This is a genomic window from Confluentibacter citreus (genome assembly GCF_002807055.1).
In the GTDB taxonomy this organism is placed as follows: Bacteria; Bacteroidota; Bacteroidia; order Flavobacteriales; family Flavobacteriaceae; genus Confluentibacter; species Confluentibacter citreus.
In genome coordinates, this window is sequence record NZ_NIXN01000048.1 from 1 (window position 1) to 533 (window position 533).

1 rRNA gene is annotated in these 533 nt (G+C 39.2%); it reads left to right on the forward strand.

The annotated features are described in order from the left end of the window. Positions 1 to 40: 40 nt before the first annotated feature. Positions 41 to 533: ribosomal RNA gene (locus tag CDH49_RS15590) — 23S ribosomal RNA — on the forward strand; the annotation flags it as partial.

Below are 533 nucleotides of genomic sequence, written 5' to 3' on the forward strand. Positions count from 1 at the left end.
ATCTTTAGCAATAATAGGCAATATTAAAGTTGTATTAACTTTTAAATTAAGTAAGAGTATTTGGTGGATGCCTTGGGTCTGAAAGTCGATGAAGGACGCGATTACCTGCGATAAGCTTCGTGGAGTTGGAAATAAACTATGATACGGAGATTTCCGAATGGGGTAACCTAACTGAGCAAACCTCAGTTGCATTTTGATGAATCCATAGTCAAATTAGCGAGACACGTTGCGAATTGAAACATCTTAGTAGCAACAGGAAAAGAAAATAAATAATGATTTCATCAGTAGTGGCGAGCGAAAGCGAAAGAGCCCAAACCTGTAAAAAGGGGTTGTAGGACATCTTACATTGAGTTACAAAATTTTATGATAGTAGAAGAAGTTGGAAAGCTTCAACATAGAAGGTGATATTCCTGTATACGAAATCATAAAATCTCATAGATGTATCCTGAGTAGGGCGGGGCACGTGAAACCCTGTCTGAATCTGCCGGGACCACCCGGTAAGGCTAAATACTAATCAGACACCGATAGTGAAC